The 18,682-nt window shown below is 51.9% G+C and carries 16 protein-coding genes; all 16 read right to left on the bottom strand.

Translation table 11 applies throughout. The features are described 5' to 3' along the window. Window positions 1-55 precede the first annotated feature (55 nt). A complete protein-coding gene (locus tag PAE68_RS05810) occupies window positions 56-1,144 on the bottom strand; it encodes a DUF1648 domain-containing protein (protein WP_281885000.1) in 1,089 nt (362 codons plus the stop codon). 5 nt (window positions 1,145-1,149) lie between these two features. Further along, on the bottom strand, window positions 1,150-1,542 hold the full coding sequence (locus tag PAE68_RS05805; protein WP_281884998.1) for a GntR family transcriptional regulator: 393 nt from the start codon (window positions 1,540-1,542) through the stop codon (window positions 1,150-1,152). A 253-nt stretch (window positions 1,543-1,795) separates the two neighbouring features. Further along, a complete protein-coding gene (locus tag PAE68_RS05800; protein WP_281884996.1) occupies window positions 1,796-3,013 on the bottom strand; it encodes an MFS transporter in 1,218 nt (405 codons plus the stop codon). Next, a complete protein-coding gene (locus PAE68_RS05795; RefSeq protein WP_281884994.1) occupies window positions 3,010-4,758 on the bottom strand; it encodes an FAD-dependent oxidoreductase in 1,749 nt (582 codons plus the stop codon). Before PAE68_RS05795 ends, PAE68_RS05800 begins: the two co-directional genes overlap by 4 nt. Next, a complete protein-coding gene (locus tag PAE68_RS05790; RefSeq protein WP_281884992.1) occupies window positions 4,758-5,906 on the bottom strand; it encodes an FAD-dependent monooxygenase in 1,149 nt (382 codons plus the stop codon). The genes PAE68_RS05795 and PAE68_RS05790 overlap by 1 nt, the downstream gene beginning before the upstream one ends. 11 nt (window positions 5,907-5,917) lie before the next feature. Next, window positions 5,918-6,616 carry a cupin domain-containing protein gene (locus tag PAE68_RS05785; protein ID WP_281884990.1) on the bottom strand — a complete coding sequence of 233 codons (699 nt, stop codon included), beginning with the start codon at window positions 6,614-6,616 and terminating at the stop codon, window positions 5,918-5,920. Further along, a complete protein-coding gene (locus PAE68_RS05780) occupies window positions 6,609-7,496 on the bottom strand; it encodes a sugar phosphate isomerase/epimerase family protein (RefSeq protein WP_281884988.1) in 888 nt (295 codons plus the stop codon). Before PAE68_RS05780 ends, PAE68_RS05785 begins: the two co-directional genes overlap by 8 nt. 44 nt (window positions 7,497-7,540) lie before the next feature. Then, window positions 7,541-8,179: an O-methyltransferase gene (locus tag PAE68_RS05775; RefSeq protein WP_281884986.1), complete on the bottom strand. Its 639-nt coding sequence runs from the start codon at window positions 8,177-8,179 to the stop codon at window positions 7,541-7,543. 104 nt (window positions 8,180-8,283) lie between these two features. Beyond that, entirely contained in the window at window positions 8,284-9,096 is an 813-nt protein-coding gene (locus PAE68_RS05770) for a LuxR C-terminal-related transcriptional regulator (protein WP_281884984.1), read from the bottom strand. A 213-nt stretch (window positions 9,097-9,309) separates the two neighbouring features. Beyond that, a complete protein-coding gene (gene mglC / locus PAE68_RS05765) occupies window positions 9,310-10,320 on the bottom strand; it encodes a galactose/methyl galactoside ABC transporter permease MglC (RefSeq protein ID WP_281884982.1) in 1,011 nt (336 codons plus the stop codon). A gap of 16 nt (window positions 10,321-10,336) precedes the next feature. Continuing rightward, the gene (locus tag PAE68_RS05760) at window positions 10,337-11,854 is read right to left on the bottom strand and encodes a sugar ABC transporter ATP-binding protein (RefSeq protein ID WP_281884980.1); all 1,518 of its coding nucleotides are present in this window, start codon (window positions 11,852-11,854) and stop codon (window positions 10,337-10,339) included. Between the two features lie 127 nt (window positions 11,855-11,981). Next, window positions 11,982-13,034, bottom strand: coding sequence for a galactose ABC transporter substrate-binding protein (locus tag PAE68_RS05755; RefSeq protein WP_281884978.1), 1,053 nt, complete (start codon window positions 13,032-13,034; stop codon window positions 11,982-11,984). Window positions 13,035-13,790: 756 nt separating this feature from the next. After that, complete coding sequence (locus PAE68_RS05750; RefSeq protein ID WP_281890919.1) at window positions 13,791-13,859, bottom strand: putative holin-like toxin; 69 nt, start codon at window positions 13,857-13,859, stop codon at window positions 13,791-13,793. A 236-nt stretch (window positions 13,860-14,095) separates the two neighbouring features. Beyond that, window positions 14,096-15,154 (bottom strand): substrate-binding domain-containing protein, encoded by a 1,059-nt coding sequence (locus PAE68_RS05745; RefSeq protein ID WP_281884976.1) that lies wholly within the window; start codon window positions 15,152-15,154, stop codon window positions 14,096-14,098. Further along, a complete protein-coding gene (locus PAE68_RS05740) occupies window positions 15,145-16,965 on the bottom strand; it encodes a cache domain-containing sensor histidine kinase (protein WP_281884974.1) in 1,821 nt (606 codons plus the stop codon). The genes PAE68_RS05745 and PAE68_RS05740 overlap by 10 nt, the downstream gene beginning before the upstream one ends. Then, a complete protein-coding gene (locus tag PAE68_RS05735) occupies window positions 16,962-18,617 on the bottom strand; it encodes a response regulator (protein WP_281884972.1) in 1,656 nt (551 codons plus the stop codon). The genes PAE68_RS05740 and PAE68_RS05735 overlap by 4 nt, the downstream gene beginning before the upstream one ends. Window positions 18,618-18,682 lie beyond the last annotated feature (65 nt).

The raw sequence follows: 18,682 nt of genomic DNA, 5'->3' as shown, positions 1-18,682 counted from the left end.
CCCACTCACGCTGAACTGCCACCTCATCCATCATGCCGCTTTCTTCCCCCTTTCTCTAATCCGTGAGGCTCGCAAGCAGCACAACCAGCAGCAGCGGGCCTGCCAACGTCGCCACGAGGACGATCCAGCCGGCCGTTCGGCCGAGATTGAGCGTCCAGCCGACGCCGACTCTTTTCTCCACGAAGATGGACGGGTCCTGCGGGTTCACATAGAAGATGCCCCATCTCCAGTACCGATCATCCGCATTGTCGTAGCCTCCAGACGGCCCCAGCTTACTTCCCCCTTGACCGGTCACCGCAGATGCGATGATCAAGCCGACGACAGACAGGAGAGGCAGAATTAGAACGTATGGGAACATGTAGCCCGGCTCCAGCGCGTTCACAATTGCAAGCTGAATACACGTCATCATGATGAGCAGCAGCAGGGTGGAAGCGTGAAGCACGATCGCATGCACGCGGCGAAACGTACGGTTGTGCTGACTAGACGCTTCAGGCGCGTCAGGGTCGAGCTGCTGCTTGCTTCGCACGATCGACTCCTGCACGAATAGCATCATCAGCGCAAGAAACAGCTGTACCATGTTGGGCATGAGAACCGTTCCCCACGATTTATCCCCGTAACGATCTACCGTTCCTGTTGCATCATAGTGGAGTGGAAGCACGTCTGGTATCTGGTCGTAATACAGTGCAATCGCCAGCACATTGCAGCCAATATAGATGAACGGCAGCACGTTCCACAAGCGCGAGACGGTGCGCCGACCGCGAGCCGACAGCTGGGCCACAGCCTGCTTCGGCGGCTCCACGCTCCAGCCGTTCGCAGCCTTGAGCTGCAGCACTTGACGGTGCGCCCGCATATGCAGGACAACACTCGACGCTACGAATAAGGTGAGCGCGAACGCAATCGTCAGCTCCTCGTAGACGAGATTCAGACGAAGCAGTCCCGCTGACAGGCCGAACAAGACGATCGACACCACTACGGTGCCTAGTGCATAGCTCCGCTTCACCGCCTCGATCGACGGATGCTCCGCATGCTCGGCAGGCACCCGAATACCGAACGGTACGCTCGAACGCGACCAATAAGGAACGACTGCTGACACGAGCGTCAGAATGATCCACGCAATACCTAGAACGATGATGGATGACATCATGATTGTTACTCTCCCTTCAATGTGTGAAGTCCTTCGTAAATGTCACGTACGACCACCTGCAGTTCCTCCAGTGTAATGCCTCTGCAGATCGCTTCGGCGATGATCGGCTTCAGCTGCTGCTTCTGACGTTCGCGGAACGCCGGGGTTGCCTCCGGCATCCCGTCAGGCTGCACGATGACCCCCTTGTACCGATGAATCTGAATGTAGCCCTCCTGCTTCAGCAATGTATAAGCTTTATTCACCGTATGCAGATTAATACCTAGGTCACCGGCCAGACTGCGGATCGACGGTAGCGCCTCTCCGGGCTGAAGCTGGCCGCTGGCGATCCCCTCCATAATTTGCTCGGTCAGCTGGGTGTATATCGGTGTTTCCGACTGTAGGTCAATGTGCAGCATCATGTCCAGCCGCCTCCTCACGCTTACTCAAGTCAATTGTGCATCTGTTATATATATTATATAACAACTACTCTTCATATACAATACGTACTGCTCGAACTCTCTCACCCATTTTCAGGCAACGCCAAAAAAAGCCGTCGGCCCATCCGCCGACGACTTCTCTCTTCCTCATGATACACCACACGTATGCGATTATTTCTTCGCCAAATATTTACGAATATCGAACGAGATCGCCACCACACCAAATCGTATATTCTTATTGTTGATGGTTACGCTCTGTCAGGAAGTACACCAAGGCGATAACCCCAAAGGCGATTCCTATCGTCGATGCTCCAATCCATCCGTAATACGCGTATACCCACGTCCCTAAAGCCGAACCGATTGCGCCACCACAAAAAAATGTAGTCATATACAATCCGTTCAGGCGACTTCGGTACTCAGGCGACAGCACGAAGATGACACGCTGCCCCAGTACCAAGTTAGTCGAGACCGCGAAATCCAGTAGAATACCGGACAGCACGAGTATCGTTAGCGAAATTTTTGAACCTAATGGAACGACATGGGTGATCGCAAACGCTATTATCTCCATGATTAACGCAACCGCAGTTGCAGGTCTGATCCAGCCACGATCCGCAACCCGACCTGCCAATGGGGCTGCAATTGCTCCCGCTGCACCTAATAAGGCGAACAACGCAATTCCTTGCTGGTTCATTCCAAAATCAGGCCCGGCCAATACGAGAGGAATGGTGGTCCAAAATAGACTAAATGCACCAAACATGCAGGCATGATAAAGCGCCCTTCGACGCAGCGCAGGCGTGTTTCGAACTAGCCTTGCCATGGATGCCAGCATCTGAGCATACGGTATGTTCACTTTCATTTCCCGCTTCGGCAACACGATGCGAAGCAAGAGCGCTAACCCGAGCATCACGAAGAAAGACAAATAAAAAACCGTCCGCCATGTCGAAAAACTGGTGATCAGGCTTGACACTGGCCTAGCCAACATGATCCCAAGCAGAAGACCACTCATGACGTTACCAACTACTCGTCCGCGTGTCGCCTCAGGAGACAGGCTCGCCGCGAAGGGCACAAGAATTTGAACCGTCACAGAGCCAAGCCCCACCAAAAAGGAAGCAGCCAGAAATAACACCGCTGAGTTCGATATAGCAGAGATCAAGAGCCCAATCGCTCCAATGCCGAGGATCGAAACCGCAAGTCGACGGTTCTCGAACATGTCACCTAACGGGACAACGAGCAACAGTCCCAGCCCATAACCAATTTGAGTCAAGGTCACAATCAGACCTGCGGTCGCTTCGGACAGGTTCAGCTCCGTGCTAATGGGTCCAATAATCGGTTGAGCGTAGTAAATATTAGCAGCAGTTAACCCGCATGCACAGGCGAACAATAGAGTGAGCCATGCTGAAATCTGTGTCGTGAGGGCGTCTGGAGCATCAACGATTTTGGTTTTATTAATCACTGAACCCTCTCCTTAGTTAACACACGCAGGACATGTTCACGTAAGCAGTCGTCTGCATTAGCTGTGTTATTCCCCGCCCAAGCGATATATCCATCCGGTCGAATCAAGAGGCATTCTTGCTCGTCGCTCTCCCATAGACGTGCCAAGTCGCCATAAGCGTCCTGCACACTCAACCCTGGACCAATCTGGACAATCTTGATTTCGATACCAGTATCAGTCGTCAGCTTCCTAGCTGCCTGAACCCAGGCCTCCCCTTGAAGCCAACACAACAGGGTAAATAGACCTCCACCTACCAGATCCAACGTTGAGACCTTATGACCGTCGCGAACCATCCAGCCGTGCGGCAGCTTGTGACCCGGAATGCATGAAGGGAAATAATATAAATCCTCGTCGCGATTTGGAGCATTTTGGAGGATGCCTTCACCAACAATCGCCGTTGAACGATAACAAATATTCGTTTCCACTCCGAGAGCCGCAAATTCATACGCTTTGAACCTAATGGCATCCCTAAGCCTTGCCCGCGTTTCAGCAGCCAAACGACTCGCCCCTTTCAATGATTCGATACCTGCCTGCATATCTTCTGTGCTGTACCGCCCATCAAGGTTAAGCGCTTCAAAGATGGGTCTGAATTCCCGAACGCTTTTATTCGAACGCTTGACTATTCTTTCTCCAACAGGGGCACGTTCGTCACTATAGCTGTCGAGTAAAGCTGACCCTGCTTTTCCTTTTAGCACGAACGCAAGCTTCCAACACAAGTTGTGAGCATCTTGAATGGATGTATTTAATCCAAGCCCATTAGATGGTGGGTGACGATGCACCGCATCCCCCATACAAAACACTCTACCATGGGAATATTGCGTTGCGTACATCTCATTAACCGTCCAAGTGGATGTACTTTTTATCCGAATCTGAATTTCAGAATCGCCGATCAGTTGATGGCAAATTGAGATAGCTTCTTCTGTTGTTAGTTCTGGTGCAGACTGCGTAATGTCATAGCCCCAAACAATCTGCCACTCATTCCAAGCTCTTACCATACGCAGCAAGCCTAAGCCGATTCCGCCTATATTGGCACCGGGTTGTATAATCCACCACAAATACCCGGGGCGATGGGCCATGTACTTAGTCAGGTCAGCATCAAAGATGATGCTAATACTGCCGCTTTTCCCCATTTCACCCACCATGGGCAAGCCTAATTGGCTAGCGACGCGACTACCTGCTCCGTCAGCGCCTATTAAATATTTACAACGAATTTGAAACGTCGTCCCCGTAAGATGATCAAATAAATCTACTGTAACACCATTCTCATCTTGTTGATGAGAAAGGTATTCTGTATCAAAGCGGACATGTGACCCGCGTGATGCAGCGTTCGAAAGCAGAATCGGTTCAAGGAGATGCTGAGGCAGATCACATTGTTCGCACGGACTGGCTTCTAAATAATCCGTGGTCCGTTGCGGACTGTTCATTCCATATGGGAATCGGCCGAGCTCATCTCCTGAGACAGAGGTGCAGAACACGACATCACCCATTATTTCCTTTGGGGAAGCCTTCGCAATCACTTCATCGGAAATGCCAAGATCTCGGATCACCTCCATCGTTCGCTGACTCAAATAATGAGCGCGTGGAGAGTTCGCTAACCATCTGTGCTTGGTAACGATCATATTGTTGATACCGTAAGTGCTCAGCATCAAGGCTGCTGATGAACCGGCAGGTCCACTCCCAATAATCACAACATCAATCTCCAACATCATATCTCCTCCGCATGCGTTTTTACTACTAATGGACAGCTCCACGCATCATAAGAAAATAACCACGCCGGATCGGTGGGTGTTCTCATCCAGCTGTTTTCACTTGAAATTCGCTGAACCTTCGCCACTCGCTCGTGCCGAGTGTTCTGGTACCACTCACACGCAAGCGCCCAGTTGTCTAAACCAGCAGCGATCAAGCATCTGACGAGCACTGCACCGTCCTCAATGGCCATAGCCGCGCCCTGTGCCATGTGAGGCCGCATGGGATGACAAGCATCACCAATGAGAACGATACGACCTTTACTCCAAGCTAGATCCGTTGGACGCTCATATAGCGGCCATTTTCTAATCTCCTGTGCAGCCTCTAGCACACTACGCGGTACAGGATGAAAATCAGAAAACATATCCAGCATTTCTTCACGATCCGCGGCTAAAGATTGAACATGGTGCGGCCATTCTTTTTGCGTAAATCCAGCAACAAAGTAGAGCTGATCACGCTTCTCATTCAAGTAGTAAGCGATGACGAAGCGGTCATCGCCCCACCATTTGGTTAGATCATTCAAGAGATATTGATTATTTCCGAGTTTCGTCAAATCAACAAAAGCACGAAAGGCCGCCTGCTTGGCGTAATAAGGCGGGGAGTTGAGGCATACGGCATTTCGAACCACGGACCTCAATCCGTCTGCACCTATCACCAAATCAGCGTATTCCTCGCTACCATCTTCGAAATACAAGCTAACCCCGTTGCCATCATCAGCAAGCATCTTCAGACGCTTACCAAAGCTGAGCGTCCCAGGCCTAATAGCCTGGACCATTACTGCATGAAAATCGCCACGATGAACCGTAAGGTAAGGTGCGCCGAACTTCTCAATACCTGCATCGCCCAGGATCAACTCGGCCATCACATCTCCTGTGTGTGCATCTTGACTCGTGAATGTCTTGGGCTTACATGACATGTTGATGAGCTGCTCTGTGAGTCCCATCCATTCGAGTGCTTTGACCACGTTAGGTGTGAGATGAATACCGGCACCCATTCTTGATAAGCCCTTCTCTCTCTCGTACACGGTAACCGAGAACCCCAATCTTTGAAGCATTACAGTGATTGCAGCCCCTCCAAGACCACAGCCAACAACGGCAATGCGTTTCACGTTGCCCTCCTTCATTGGGATTCGTATTTGCCAAGTAACAGTTCTAGTAGCTTATCACGATGATCGATCATATTGGGGATGTGATCAATCTCCTCGACCTTGTCCACATATTGCCAGAAACTGTCGCTTTGATTTTTTCCGTATGTCTGCGCCATGTTCACAAGCCTGATCTTTGACATGAAATCCGGCTTTTGATTCGGATTATGGGGATCGCGAATGGTGCCTGCGTTCAAGAAGTACGGAAGGATCGAAACGTCCGCTGTATCAGGAGTCCATATTAAATAGATTTCTTGAGGCTCCTCTGTCACATTAGCAAATCCGTGAACGATATTTCGTTCGACATAAAATAACTCCTTAGGTCGCATATGTGCTATTTGCAAGGTATCCTTCGGTGCACCTTCACCTGGTGCTTGCTCCAAATCGAAGTATCTATTCTTACCTACAAAGATGGAGAAGCCCCCATGCGGCGCGTAGAACCATTCATCTATCCAGTGATGTACGTGAGGCGGTGGCCCTACATGTGGCGGTACAACTAGCTTGGCAAATAAATAGCTGCCACACGTTGTTTTTCCCGTCTGTATAAACTGAAACGTCTCTCCTGCCGGACCGAGAACTAATGGCTCGTTCGCATTATTCGGTAATTCCGGAAAATCAAAAGGCTGATAGTCGCCCGTAATTAAGGGTTTTCCCTTGTCTTGTATGCTATTCATTGAGTAGAGCCTCCTTCCGTAAGTACTGGTTTACGTTCATATCTGATTCATGAATTTGTTTTAACCAATCCATGTCTTGCTTCAGCACTTGAAATGGCGAATGTCCAAACCATTCCAAGGAGGCTGACAAAGAACCACCATCAATCATCGAAAATTTCATAATCTCCTTATAGTCAATGATTCCTTCAGCTAAGGAAACCATTCCGTCTCTTGAACCATTAGGCGAGAATACATTAGATGAATTAAAGACAGTTAATCGCTCTCTACTGGTCACATTCTTCAAATGCACAATTTCGACCCACGAGCGTAGTGCACGAAAAGCATCAAAAGGCGCTGTGCCCGATTCCCAGAGATGAAGATAATCCAAATTAATTCTAAGTTGCTTGTGATCAACATCGTGGATGAGCGCCAGTGTAGATTCCAAGGTATCTGCCAATGTGTCAGGATGAGTTTCAATCACCAGTAATACATCATTCGCATGTGCCCGAATAGCCAATTCTCGTAAACGCAAGGTACAAATTTCCCATTCATGAGATGTAATCTCAGAGCTGCCTTTATGACCTGCAAATATACGGATTTTATTCGTCCCAAATGCGTGAGCCATATGTATTAGCTGATTGAATTTAACAAGTTGAGCTTCATATTTCGAATCACTTGTCATCAAGTCCAGATAATCGCTGATCATAGAAATAGTTAAGTTTAGCATCTGAGCTTCTTTCATTAGCTGTGAGAACACATCAGGGGCATAGTTGACCAGCGCCCTCGCATGTACAGCCCACAATTCAATTCCGCTGAAGCCTGCCTCGTGTGCATAATGAATTAAATCCCTAAATGACACAAGATCATGCCTGAATGATATCGTGCACAAATTAAACTTCATACAAGAACCATCCCATCTCGATTGTTACTTAAGAACAACCTTGCTTATTTCACACGAGCAATGGCCAGACCATCGTATGCAGGCAAAATCGTGCTTGCGAGACGCGGATCAGAAACAATACGATGATTAAACTCACGAATTTTTTGTACATTGCTTCCTTGCGCAGCAGCATCCATGACAGACCCATACTTCATCATCAAAGAATTATCAGCGACGATGACAGCATTCGAATTCCCCAGCTGCAAGGCCCAATCTAAGTAGTTCAAATAATTCTCTTTGTCCGCGTCTATAAAGACAAGATCGAAGCGCTTCCCTTCCTCATCCAATTGTTGAAGCAAATCAAGTGCTTGGCCTACGCGAATCTCCACCCGATCAGAAAGCCCCGCTTCTGCTAGATTTCCTCTGGCTACTTCTGCGTGTTCAGAACTCAACTCCAAAGATACAAGTCTACCATTCCCTTCCAGTCCGCGAGCTAAGCAGATCCCGCTATATCCGCCTAGCGTACCTATTTCCAACACCGTTTGAGCTTTTATCATGGAGACGAGCAGCGTCAATAAGCGTCCATAACCCGGCGCAACGGAGATTTCAGGCATACCTTGATCACGGATACGTTGGCTTGCTTTTTCTAACTGTTCATCCTTACCATACAAGGACTCTACGTATTCTTCCGCATTAATCACCATAGCAACAGATCACTCCTTTTCTCTTGAGGACTTACACAATTTTCTATTAACTTCTAGAATATAACATCGATAAGTGTGAAAAAAAATCACCCAAAAGGGTGAGATTAAACGAATTTTTTCAGAAAAGTAATTTTATTATGGGCATCTACTTTTTTAGAAATATTTCGCAGGTGTGACTTTACCGTTTCTTTGGATATTCCTAGCAAGCTTGCAATCTCTGATTGTGTTTCCCCACAAATCCAATAATGAGCAACCTGTTTTTCTTTATTGGTTAACTTGTATTTGTCACAGTTTTCCTCAAATCTAACATTAGACTCTGATTCGGAAGCTTCAATTAATTTAAGCTCTATGTTATGTACGATTCGCTCCATTAGGGCCCCGGCAAATGCTACGTCATTCTCATTATGAAAAGATAAATCAAGGTAACCTACTATATCTTGTTGGTTTCGGATTGGAAAACAAATACATGACCAAGACTTAAAAATATCCATACTGTGCTCTATTCCTTGCACAATCGATTTATCTTTTAATTTCATCGCAACGGATACTGCATTTATTCCTGCTGCTTCGAGAGAAAAGGATGTCCCAACTCCGATATTATAAGATTCAAGAGATTGAATAACATGACTTGGGGCACTCAAATCATAGACCACCCCGTGATGGTTTGTTAGGAAAAAAACGTGGGGGATGCTTATATTTTTCGCAACATTCTTCAACTCATCTTTAACGATGTCAATCAATTTTTGTATTTCATCCATTGAGTTTAGAACTACACGTTTTTTTAATTTGAATGAATGTTGGTTGAATCCTCTGGAAAAAAATGTGCTTTTCCAACTATTTATGATATTGATATCAACATCCATTAATGTTACCCAAGTTTTGGCTAATACATCTGTGACTTCAAATGGATTTAACATGCATACCTCCAATAAGTTGGTAGTTTACGTTCACTTCTACATTTACATTATCCAGATTATACCATAAACAGTTACGTGTTTATACACATACATAATTTATATTTAACTATATATTTCACTTAACAATACCCCACTCTACCTAGCACCAAAAAAAGCCGTCGGCCCATCCGCCGACGACTTCTCTCTTCCTCATGATACACCACACGTGTGCGATTATTTCTTCGCCAAATATTTACGAATATCGAACGCGACCGCCGCGACGATAATCAGACCTTTAATAATGAGCTGCCAATACGGGCTCACCCCGATGAACGTCAGGCCGTAGTTGATGACGCCGAAGATCAGGACGCCGGCCAGCACGCCCGGCACCGTACCGATGCCGCCTGCGGTCGAGACGCCGCCGACGACGCACGCCGCGATCGCATCGAGCTCGTACATGTTGCCATAGTTGTTCGTGGCGCCGCCTGTACGCGCCGCCTCCAGCACCCCGCCGAGGCCGTACAGCGCGCCTGCGATGGCGTAGATGTAGATCAGGTTGCGTGCGACGTTGATGCCTGATACGGTCGCCGCCTGGACGTTACCGCCGATGGCGTACATATTTTTACCTAGACGCGTCTTGTTGAAGATGATCCATACGATAAAAGCGACGACGAGCGCGATAATGACAATGTACGGGATCGAGTACGGACCGTTCGGTCCGATGAAGCCGGAGCCGAGCTCCGTGAAGTCCTTGCGCAGGCCCGCGATCGGCTGGGACTCGTTCGGCTTCATATCGAAGTAGATCGAGTTGACGCCGTAGACGATCACCATCGTGCCGAGCGTGGCGATGAACGGCGGGACGTTGAGCTTGGCGACGACGTAGCCGTTAATTAAGCCGACGACAAGACCGGCGAGTATGCCGAGAATGATCGGGATGCCGACCCACAGCTCCGGCAAGTCTGGGAAGAAGCGCCGCGGGTAGTCGCTGATCTGCAGCATCGAGGCGGACAACACTGCCGACAAGCCGACGACGCGGCCCGAGGACAAGTCTGTACCGCCAGTGATCAGAATGAAGGCAGCGCCGAGTGCGATGATGGCGCGGGTCGAGTTCTGCAGCAGGATGTCTCTCAGAATATCGACTTGTAGAAATCGCGGGTCCTTCAGCGCAATGCCGACCACGAGCAATATCAATACAATATAGATGGCGTTCTGGGTAATAAACCCTGTAATACGTTTCGTATCCATCACTATGCCTCCTTCGTTAGCCCAGATGCTTCGCAGCCAGGCGCATAATTTCTTCCTCCGTCGCTTGCTTGCCATCGATGACACCGGACAGCATCCCGTCGGACATGACCATGATCCGGTCAGACATTCCCAGCAGCTCCGGCATTTCTGAAGAAATCATGATGATGCTTTTGCCTTGCTTGGCCAGGTCCGCGATAATCGAGTAAATTTCGAACTTCGCACCCACGTCAATGCCTCGCGTCGGCTCGTCGAGCATGAGAATGTCCGGCTCGGTGAGCAGCCAGCGAGCGAGCAGCACCTTCTGCTGGTTGCCGCCGGACAAGTTCTTGATGAGCGCCTGAATATTCGGCGTCTTGACGCGCAGCTTCTCTACGTTCAGCTCTGCATCCTCTCGCGCCTTCTGGTCGTTGATGAGCCGTAGCGGGTTCAAGTACCGATCCAGATTCGCGATGATCGTATTTTCCTTAATGTTCAGTACTGGGAAAATACCAGTCACACGCCGCTCCTCGGTGAGCAGCGCGATCTTGTGCTTCTTCGCGTCGATCGGCGACTTGATCCTCACCTTCTTGCCGTGAATCGTAATGTCGCCAGCCGATAAGGCTCTCATCCCGAATATCGCCTCGATCAGCTCCGTCCGCTGCGAGCCGACGAGCCCGCCGACGCCGAGCACCTCGCCCTTGCGCAGCTCGAACGAGACGCCGCGGAACGACTTCGGATGAATGGACGTCAGGCTGTCCACCTTCATCAGCACGTCGCCCGGCACATTGTGGCGCTCCGGGAACCGCTGGCTCAGGTCGCGGCCGACCATGCGGGTAATGATCAGATCAGTCGTCAGCTCCGCTGCCGGCCACGTGCCGATCAGCTTCCCGTCGCGCATAATCGTGACGTCGTCGGAGATGCGCAATATTTCTTCCATCTTATGTGAGATGTATATGATTGCAACGCCCCGGCTGCGCAGCTGGTCAATAATGCGGAATAGCTGCTCGACCTCGTTGCCGGTCAGCGAGGACGTCGGCTCGTCCATGACGATCACCTTCGAGTTGAAGGAGACCGCCTTCGCGATTTCGAGCGACTGAATTTTCGATACCGACAACGAACGGACGATCGTGTGCGGGTCGATGTCCATATCGAGGTCGTCCAGCAGCCGCTGCGTATCCTCGAGCATTTTACGGTGATCGACTATTTTGAACGGCCCGAAGCCTTTCTCAGGGAAGCGGCCGAGCCAGATGTTTTCCATCACATTGCGGAACGGAATCGGATGCAGCTCCTGATGAATCATCGAGACGCCTAGATCCAGCGCATCCTTGGAATGGTTCATTTCGACCTTGCGGCCATCGAGTATGATCTCTCCGCCGTCCGGCTTGTAGATGCCGAACAAGCATTTCATGAGCGTCGACTTGCCTGCTCCGTTCTCACCCATCAGCGCGTGCACGGTGCCCGGACGCACCTTCAGGGTGACGCCGTCCAGCGCCTTCACACCGGGGAATTCCTTCGTAATTGCGTTCATCTCCAGCAAGTAACGGGGTTCCGTCATCTCTTCACGCCTCCTTGCGTACGAAAAAAGGCAGGGCCGCTCGCACCTTCATCAGCCCTGCCCGCTTGTGCTGCGTATGCCTCTTGCAACGCTTGCACCACTTATGCGATGCATCGCGCCGCTCGTCTTACTTCGCGTCGTTCATGTTCGCCTTCGTAATCTTCTTGTACGGCACCCATACGTACTTGCCGTCTGTGATGTCGTAGCCTACATTCTCCTTCGTCGGCGCTTGACCGGAAGCGAGCACATGAGCCAGCATGAGCGTCGCCTTGCCTTGGTTCTTCGCATCGTTCAGCACGGTACCGAGCAGCGTGCCTTCCTCGAGCGCCTTGACCGCAGGTGCTGTAGCGTCTACGCCGACAACCGGAATGTACTTGTTGTCCTTGAAGTAACCCTTCGCCTTAAGCGCCTCGATCGCGCCGAGCGCCATATCGTCGTTGTTCGCGAATACAGCTTCGATCTTATCGCCGTGGGATGCGAGGAAGGCGGCCATTTTCTCCTGACCCTTGACACGATCCCACATCGCAGTATCCTCTGCCAGCTTCTCGACCTTAACACCTGCATCCTCGACCGCCTTAACGGAGAACTTCGTGCGCAGCTCCGCGTCCTGGTGCCCCGGCTCACCCTTCAGCATGACGTACTGCAGCACGCCATCCTTGTTCTTATCCGCCTCCGGCTTCGACTTGAAGTAGTCGACGACGAGCTGACCGGCCATCGTACCGGACTGCTCCGCCTTCGCGCCGACGTAGTACACCTTATCCCACTTCTTCATGTCGTCCGCCAGCGGCTCTCGGTTGAAGAAGACGATCGGGATGCTCGCGTTCTTCGCCTTGTCGATCATGACGCTCGCCGCCGTACGGTCAACCGGATTGACCGCAAGACCGTTCACCTTCTTCGTAATGAACAAGTCCACCTTATCGTTCTGCGTCGGCTGCGAGTTCTGACTGTCCACGATCTCAACCTTGGCCTTCCCCTCGGCTGCTGTCTGAATCGCGTTGCGTACGCCCGTCATGAACGTATCGTCGAACTTATAGATCGCGACGCCAAGCGTAGGCGTTGCCGCTCCACCGCTGGCATTGCCGCCTGTGCCGGGCTGAGTCGTCGCTCCGCCGCCACCGCATGCGGTCACCGATACCGCGAGAGATGCTGCTGCCATCATCGAGATGAGTTTCTTATTCATTGATCAAGACCTCCGTTTGTCTTTGTAGTGGGTGTGTCGGCTCGTGGTGCTGCTTACGTCTTTCATTATGTGGGATTTTCGGTCCAAAGCACATGCAATATCCTCATCTGTTCTATTGAAATTCTCATATGTTCGCGATAGAGGGCATTATGGAACATGAAAAGCCTGCGACGCGGGCCGCAGGCTTTTCGAGAAGCATTCATCAAGCTCTGACTGGAATTAGAATCTCTACATATTCTTCGTCCACATGATCTTCCAGATAATAAATCTCTATAGGGAACGAATTGTCCAGAAATTTCTGAGCATACCCATTCTCCTTCATCCAATTGAAGATCAGGCCATACGCCTCATCTATCGATCTATTGGTGCAGTTGATCTTAACACCTCTAAAGGATCATCCAGTGGCTCCGCCACTTAGCCTCGCAGGGTTGTCTGCCTGATTCCGCTTCTCCGAGTTAGCTTCGGGCAGACCAAGACTCCACAGGAGCCGCAGCGTGAATACGGTGTTATAGGATGATCCGGCCTTCTTCGAGCTACTCGAAAAATTCCTTGACAAGGTTAAATAGGTCTTTATTCAGGTCTTTATTCATTACTTCGTATTCTCGGGTTTTCATCGTCTTTTAATTATGATATGATCTTTATAAGAAAAACCGAGTGCAGCGAACACTCGGCTATACAGTTGGCTTGGATGGGGTTATCCCCTCTAGTCAAAAGGACAAAAACCCACCTTCGGCATGTCAACCTTGGGGTGGGTTTTTACTTTCTCTTGATGATCATCACGATGTACGTTAAAAGTGCAAGGACAAACATTCCAAATTGGAACATGAGTTGTAATGCATCTTTAACTTCCATGGCTTCACCTCCTTCCGAAGGGAAACCATGCCCACCCAAGATTCAATTGTACTCTATTATTCTACCACATCATTCCAATAGTTGATAGAATGTTTGTTCGTATCGATCTTTATCCCTGAAGGCTATCCCTATATCTGATCACCCTCAGCCCCAGGATCAACCCCCCAAGGCACCTTGAAATGTGCTAATTGGTATGAAACCCACTCCACTCACTTCACAAACGGAAACAGCCGCTTCTGATTATCCGTCCAGAACATATTGTGCTGATCAATCACCGTCGTACCAGTGTCGTAGCGCTCAGGCAGCTTCGCACCCTGCAGGGCGTCGACGGCGTACTTCACGCCGAGGTAGCCCATGGTGAACGGATTCTGAACGACGGTCGCTTGGATCACACCCTCCTGTAAATATTCGATGTCCTCCTGCGTGCTGTCGAAGGTGACGACCTGCACCTGGCCCTGCAGACCGAGACGCTCGAGCTCGCGGGCGACGCCGAGCGACGATACCGCATGCAGCGCTGCGATGCCATTCACAGGCTCATCGTCCTCCAGCAGCTCCCGCGCCTGTTCGACGCACAGCGTCTCGCTGGAGGTGCAGTGCGCCTTGGCGATGACGCGGATGCCCGGATGACGCTGCAGCGCCTCCAATACGCCGCGCTCGCGCTCTGCCGTATGGCGCAGCTCCGGTCTGAAGCTGACGATGGCGACGCGTCCTGCACCGCCGAGCAGCGCGGCCAGCTTCTCCCCTGCCTTGCGCCCGGCGTCGTAGTGGTCGATGCCGATGAAGGCGGCCGTCTTCGCTTCGTGCAGCTCGGTGTCGATGGAGATGACCGGTATGCCTGCAGCAGCTGCCCGGTTCACCGGCGCGGCGAGCGCCATCCCGTCGTTGGCCGCAAGCACGATCGCATCCCGCTTGTAGTGTACAGCCTGCTCGACAAGCTGCAGCTGCTCCTGCACGTCCTCCTCGCCCGATGCGGCCTCGACGAACAGCTCGACGTTGAACTCCTTGGCCGCCGCCTCCGCTCCAGTCCGAACCGTCTTCCAGAAGTCGCTCGTCTGACTCTTCAGCACGAGCGCGATCTGACGCTGCTCCTGACTCCGGTGCGGCTTCGTATCATAGTCCGACCCGTTGCAGCCGGAGAGCGTGAGCAGTAGCCCTGCCGCTAGCAGGAATACAGCTAGCCGCGAAGTAAGGCGGCGATGGCTTGTATGCTTTACCTCCCCAGTAACCCCGAGCCGCACTAGCACCTCTGTCGCACCACCTATACGCATCCCGACTCCCCTTCTCTCGTAGCACTCGCCTCCAGCTCATACGGCAGCCACAGCGTAACGGTCGTTCCGACCTCCAGCTCGCTATCGAGCTCTACCCCATACGGCTCCCCGAACTGCAGTCGCAGCCGCTCATGCACGTTGCGCAGACCGACGCCGGAGCCTTCGACGCTTGTCACGTTGCCTTGCAGTAGCTGCGGCAGCTTGTCAGGCGCAATGCCGGGCCCGTTGTCCTGCACCTGCAGACGGACCCGGCTGCCGACGCGCTGGGCCGTCACGTCGATGAAGCCTTCATCGACCATCATCTCGATCGCGTGGTAGATCGCGTTCTCCACAGCAGGCTGCAGCACGAGCTTCAGCGTTCGGCAAGCGAGCACCTCGTCGTCCGCACGGATCGCGAAGTCGAACTTGCGCTTGTAGCGCATTTTCTGAATCGTCAAGTAATGACGCACATGCTCGAGCTCCTCCTGCACCGTAATAACTGGCTTCCCCTTGCTGAGACTGATACGGAAAAACTTCGACAGCGACGTAATCATCGTCACGACGTCCTCGCTCTTGCCGCTGCCCACCATCCGTACAACAGAGTTCAACGTATTGTATAGAAAATGCGGATTGATCTGCGCCTGCAGCACCTCAAGCTCTCCCTTGCGCTTCGCCTCCTGCTCGACGATAATCTGGCTCATCAGCTCACGGATGCGCACGACGGTCAAGTTGAAGCGGCGCGACAGCCGCCCGACCTCATCATCCCCTTGCACCTCGAGATGAATGTCGAAGTCGCCCTGCTCAACCTTGCGCATCGACCGCTCTAGCCGCTTGATCGGCATCGAGATGCGAGCCGACATGAACATCGAGATGAGCAGCACGAGCACGATGACGAACAGCAGCAGCCACACGAGGAACGCTCCGACCTCCCGACGCGTCGTCACGAGCTCGTCCATGTACGAGACGCCGATTATTTTCCAGCCGATATTGTTCACCGTCTTGATCGTAATCAGCCGCTTCTCTCCGCTAGACTCGTCGACATAACGACCATACGTGTACTTCAGCGCCTGCTCGACATTCTCATACTTCAAGCCTGCATAGATGAGCTGCTGCTGCGGATGGTACACCATATTGCCCGCCGACTCGTCGATAATGTAGACGTAGCCCTTCTTGCCAAGACTGACTCGCCGCAGCAGATCGTCGATCGTCTTGAAATTAACATCGATCAGCAGCACGACCTGCTCGGGCTTGCCTTGCCGCGTAATCGTCATCGCCTTGCTCATCGACACGACCCACTTATACTCGCCCTTGTACAGATTCTGCACGTGAGGCAGCGAGAAGGTGAGGTGATCCGGCGCCTCCAGCGCTCCCCGGAACCAGCTCTGCTCGGTCAGCCCCGTATTACGGCGCATCGGAACGTCGGGGAGGCTCCCAAGCAGCGTCCCGTTCGAGCGGAACAGTCCCATCGACACAACATCGCTCCGCGATTCGAATAACGCCTCGACCTGCTCCAGCACCCGCTCCTCCGACTTGCCGTCCGCCGACTGCAGCCTCCGATCGACAGCCGTGAACAGCTGCGCCATATTGTGCAGGTAGATCTCCAGATTGTACTTCACCTGCTCGACAATTTGCTCGTTGCTGATGAAGGCGTTGTCCTCGGCCGTACGGGCAAATTTGTTGTACAACATCCCGCTGACAATGACGATCGCCAGCAGCGTGATGAAGGTGAAGGAAGCGGTCAAGAGGAACTGGATACTTTTCCCGCGCCACGTGTCGACGATACGCTGCACAAGACGTGTCAGCCGCTCTGCAGCCCCTCGACGAGCACTCATGACGAGCCGCCCTCTACGGCAGCGCGGTATTCCTTCGGCGAGATGCCGACATGCTTGCGGAAGCAGAAGCTGAAGTAGTTCGGCTCTGTGTAGCCGACCTTCTCAGCGATTTCAAACGCTTTCATATCTGTCGTCCGCAGCAGCTCCTTCGCCGCCTCCATCCGAATGTGCATCAGGTACGCGCCGAACGTCAGCTTTGTTTCTTTCTTGAAAATGCTGCTGAAGTACCCCGCACTAATGTGCAAATGTCCGCACACCTTATGGATCGAGATGTCGCTGTCGTGGTAATGAGTGAGTGTGAACGCCTTCGCCTGCTCGACAAGTGAGCTGTATGACGATTGCCGATCCGACGCGATGCTCTGCGTCAGCCGCGTGCATAAGCCGAGCATCCAGCCTCTCGCCTCCTGCAAATTCGCCAGCCGATGCAGCTCCGCGAGCGGACTGAAGTCCGCGCCGAAGATCGCATCGAGATCCGCACGGGCGTCCTTCGCCGCCTTCAGCACCGCCGTCAGCAGCTCCAGCAGGTAGATGTGACAATCCTTGACGGACACGTGCGCATCCGTAAGCTCGTCGAACAAGCTATGGACGGTAGATTGAATCTCCTGCAAGGTCCCCACCTTCAAGCAGCGAATGAGCGATTGCTCCTTCAGCTCATCGAAGACGAGCTTGTCGACATGACGCGACTCCACATCTCCGATGTAGATAAGTCGATTACCGCCCAGTACAAGACGATAATCGAGCGCACGGACGGCGTCCTTATACGAATAGGACAGCTCAGTCACATCATAGCGTACCGTTCCGACGCCGATCGTGACCGTAAGCTTCAAATACTTTTCAATACTCTGTCGAATTTCCTCTAGTACAGCAAGTGTGCTTGGGAGCAGCTGCTCGGGGCTGCCTGACCTGCACATCGAGAGGACCACGAGCTCACTGTGATGGACGAAGATGAGACCTAGCTGATGCTTTGTGACAATTTCCCCGGAAATATTTAGCGCTGCGAACGCCTTCAATTCCATATTCTGCGAGTATTTAAGCGAATTCCGACCGATTATGTCGGCGCGCTCGTTCCCGTTCTCATCGGGCTTGTCGATACTAATGACAGACACGGCGTACGACTGAGCGTCCAGATCCAATTCGTAGCTGGCCGCCTTATCCGTCACCTGCTGGCGAGGCAGCTTATGAGTGACAAGGGAAGACAAGAATACTTCGCGGAGAACAGGCAAGCTTTGGCGGTAATGCTCCTCCAAGGTATGCAAATTCTTCATCCGGTCTGTATCCTCATCGATCTTAAGCTTGATACGGAGTAGCACATCAATCAATTCCTGCGCGGAAAAAGGCTTAAGCACGTATTCATCAATATGGAGCCGAATCGCCTTCTGCGCATATTCGAACTCGTCGAAGCCTGTCAGAATGATGATTCGGATCGCCGGATATTGCTCCCGCAGCCACGCGGACAGCGCAAGTCCATCCATGAATGGCATCCGAATGTCGGTGACGACCACATCTGGCGCCCACCGCTCGACAAGCTCCATCGCCTCCTTGCCATTCTCCGCCGTGTCGACAATCTCGAAGCCGTACGCCGCCCAATCGATCTCTTGAACGATGCCCTCGCGTACGTCCTCTTCATCCTCTACCAATAGGAGCTTATACATGGTTCATCCCCCCGTTATATTGGCTCATGCTATGCAGCTGAGAGCTGATTGTCCAATCGTGTCTA

The sequence above is a fragment of the Paenibacillus sp. YYML68 genome, from assembly GCF_027923405.1.
GTDB lineage: Bacteria > Bacillota > Bacilli > Paenibacillales > NBRC-103111 > Paenibacillus_G.
The sequence above is the reverse complement of the archived record's forward strand: the minus strand, read 5'-3'. Positions and strand labels throughout refer to the sequence as shown.